At 70.6% G+C, this 248-nt stretch carries 1 protein-coding gene; it reads left to right on the forward strand.

What is annotated here, in order from left to right; all coding sequences use genetic code 11:
- The coding region (locus EOA75_RS33790) for an Hpt domain-containing protein (protein ID WP_206517154.1) at nucleotides 1-248 on the forward strand (248 nt) is incomplete at both ends.

Raw genomic sequence — 248 nt, forward strand, 5'->3', positions numbered from 1 at the left:
CCTCACCCGCTGCGCCTCTCAGCTCGCTGAGCTGCAGGCGGCGCGCGAGGCGCTGCCCGGCTCCGACCTGACCAAGCTCGCGCATTCGCTCGCCGGCGCGGCCGGCACTTTCGGCTTTGCGGAGATCGTCCTTGCCGCCACCATCCTGTCCTGGTTCATCATCGCGGCGGGGCTGGCGCAGACGACAATCTATCTGCTGCAGCTCGTCCTCGCCGGCTATGCGCTGTCCAAGCGCCCGCCGGTGGCGC

The organism is Mesorhizobium sp. M1A.F.Ca.IN.022.07.1.1, from assembly GCF_003997575.1.
Lineage (GTDB): Bacteria > Pseudomonadota > Alphaproteobacteria > Rhizobiales > Rhizobiaceae > Mesorhizobium.